At 70.2% G+C, this 2,872-nt stretch carries 2 protein-coding genes; both read left to right on the top strand.

The window, feature by feature from the left end:
* A partial coding sequence (locus tag KS423_RS42560; RefSeq protein ID WP_224285059.1) for a nucleotidyl transferase AbiEii/AbiGii toxin family protein occupies positions 1-592 on the top strand: 592 nt, incomplete at its 5' end.
* A 223-nt stretch (positions 593-815) separates the two neighbouring features.
* Positions 816-2,339, top strand: coding sequence for a CoA-acylating methylmalonate-semialdehyde dehydrogenase (locus KS423_RS42555; RefSeq protein WP_224285058.1), 1,524 nt, complete (start codon positions 816-818; stop codon positions 2,337-2,339).
* Positions 2,340-2,872 lie beyond the last annotated feature (533 nt).

The raw sequence follows: 2,872 nt of genomic DNA, 5'->3' as shown, positions 1-2,872 counted from the left end.
CGCCGACCTGCCGGAGGTGGCCGTCGCGCTGGGCGAGGCGTACCGGGCGGCGGGCGGCGGGGCCGTCGAGCGGCCGGGCACACCGCGGCTGGAGCAGCTCACCGTCCGGCTGGCGCTGGGCGGGCGGTCGCACTCGGTGGAGCTGCGCAAGGAGCCGCTGGGCCATCGCCCGGTCCGGCTCGATCTCGGTGCGCCCGGTCCGGACGAGCCGCCGGTGGTGCTGCCGGTCGTCGCCCTGGAGGACGCGGCCGCGCTGACCACCGCGCTGCTCGTGGACCGGGGCATGCCTCGCGACCTGATCGATGTGCACGCCCTCACTCGCTGCTACCGGGAGGGCGAACTGCTCGCTCTGGCAGAGGAGTTGGACCCGGACTTCCAGCCTGCCGCGCTGGCCGAACGGCTGGAGACGCTCGCCGAGGCGGCGGACGGGCGGTTCCGCGCCCGGGGCGCTCCGGCCGGGCAGGTGGACGAACGGAAGCGGTGGGCGCTGGCCTGGGCACAGGACCTGCGGCTGGACCTGCTGGAGACCCAGGAGGCGGCGGACGGGCTGCACGACCCGTACCTGGAGGAGCCGGAGGACGGGGAGTCCTGAGGCCCGGCCCCGTGCGGCCACCCGTCCGGCGGAGCGACCGGACGACCTGTAAGGCTGAATCCAGGATCTCCGTCAGCCTGTTCGTTGAGCCGGGCCGCAGTGGCCACCAGACTGGGAGACGAGCGCGGTAGCCCCGTGATTTCCGTCGCCCGGCCCACCTGCGGGCGGCGCCAGACCGGACCGGTGGCAGGACGCCGCCCGGGACTTCGGAGGCAGACGGACCTTGAGCAAGCACATCATTCACTGGATCGGCGGCAAGCCGGTCGCCACCGCCGGTGCGGCCCCCCGGCGCGGTGAGATCTTCGACCCGGCCACCGGCCAGGTCACCGGCCAGGTCGACTTCGCCGAGATCGCCGAGGTCGACCAGGCGGTGGCCGCCGCCGCCTCGGCCTTCACCGAGTGGCGCAGCGCCTCGATCGCGAAGCGGACGACGGTGCTCTTCGCCTTCCGCGAGCTGCTGAACGCCCGCCGCGACGAGCTGGCCTCGATCATCGTGGCGGAGCACGGCAAGGTGCACTCCGACGCGCTCGGCGAGATCGCCCGCGGCCTGGAGGTCGTGGAGTACGCCTGTGGCATCCCGCAGCTGATCAAGGGCGGCTTCACCGAGCAGGCCTCGACCGGCGTCGACGTCTACTCGATCCGCCAGCCGCTCGGCCCGGTCGCGATCATCTCGCCGTTCAACTTCCCGGCCATGGTGCCGATGTGGTTCTTCCCGATCGCCATCGCGGCCGGCAACAGCGTGGTCGTGAAGCCCTCGGAGAAGGACCCGTCCGCCGCCAACTTCCTCGCCGAGCTGTGGAAGGAGGCCGGCCTGCCGGACGGCGTCTTCAACGTCGTCCACGGTGACAAGGTGGCCGTCGACCGCCTGCTGGAGCACCCGGACATCAAGTCCGTCAGCTTCGTCGGCTCCACCCCGATCGCCCGCTACGTCTACGAGACCGGCACCCGCTACGGCAAGCGCGTGCAGGCCCTGGGCGGCGCCAAGAACCACATGCTGGTCCTGCCGGACGCCGACCTCGACCTCGCCGCCGACGCCGCGGTCAACGCCGGCTTCGGCGCGGCCGGCGAGCGCTGCATGGCGGTGTCCGTGCTGGTCGCGGTCGACCCGATCGGCGACGAGCTGGTCGAGAAGATCAAGCAGCGGGTGGCCACCCTGAAGGTCGGCCCGGGCTGCAACGGGGACTCCGAGATGGGCCCGCTCGTCACCGGCCAGCACCGGGACAAGGTCACCTCCTACGTGGAGTCCGGGATCGCCGACGGCGCCGAGCTCGCGGTGGACGGCCGCAAGCACCCGGTCACCGCCGAGGACAGGAACGGCTCCCCGACGGCCGACGGCTTCTGGCTCGGCCCCACGCTGTTCGACCACGTGAAGCCCGGCATGTCCGTCTACAACGACGAGATCTTCGGCCCGATCCTCTCGGTCGTGCGCGTCGACTCGTACGAGGAGGGCGTGGCGCTGATCAACGCCAACCCGTACGGCAACGGCACCGCCCTCTTCACCAACGACGGCGGCGCGGCCCGGCGCTTCCAGTTCGAGGTGGAGGTCGGCATGGTCGGCATCAACGTGCCGATCCCCGTCCCGGTCGCCTACTACTCCTTCGGCGGCTGGAAGGCCTCGCTGTTCGGCGACGCCCACGCGTACGGCGCGGACGGCGTGCAGTTCTTCACCCGGGGCAAGGCCGTGACCCAGCGCTGGCTGGACCCGTCGCACGGCGGCATCAACCTGGGCTTCCCCACCAACAGCTGAGCCGCGCGGCTCCACCGGCCGGACCCCTCTCCCCGGGGTCCGGCCGGCCGTCTTTGCACGACGTTTGCATCCGCCCACGGAAGCGCGTACAGTTCTTCGAGCTGCCTGGCAGGGAGCACCGGACACGCATCTGCGCGGACGGTCCCGGGGTAGCCAATCCTCTGAAGCACCACTTCTCGGTTCGTGCCGGTCGTTTTCGCTTTTCCGCGTGATGGCCTGGCGCTTATTCGGCGTGCGCGTTTTATCGGGTTGCGGTCGGATTCGCTTTTCGGAGCGGAGATCGGCTAGAGTTTGAAACGTCGGACGGGGCGTCAAACCCCGGAAGACACCGGCGAGTTGGATGAGCGAAGCCCCGGAAACGGAGCGGAAAACATCTGATAAGCTGGAAACACGAAAGAACGAAGCCCGGAGGGTCCGCTGGAAGGCGGTCCGAAGGAAGCGTCCGTTCCTTGAGAACTCAACAGCGTGCCAAAAGTCAACGCCAGATATGTTGACATCCCCGGCCTCAGGTTTCCTGGGGTTGGAGATTCCTT

The organism is Streptomyces sp. LS1784, from assembly GCF_020103755.1.
In the GTDB taxonomy this organism is placed as follows: domain Bacteria; phylum Actinomycetota; class Actinomycetes; order Streptomycetales; family Streptomycetaceae; genus Kitasatospora.
This window is presented reverse-complemented; position numbering and strand designations above follow the sequence as displayed.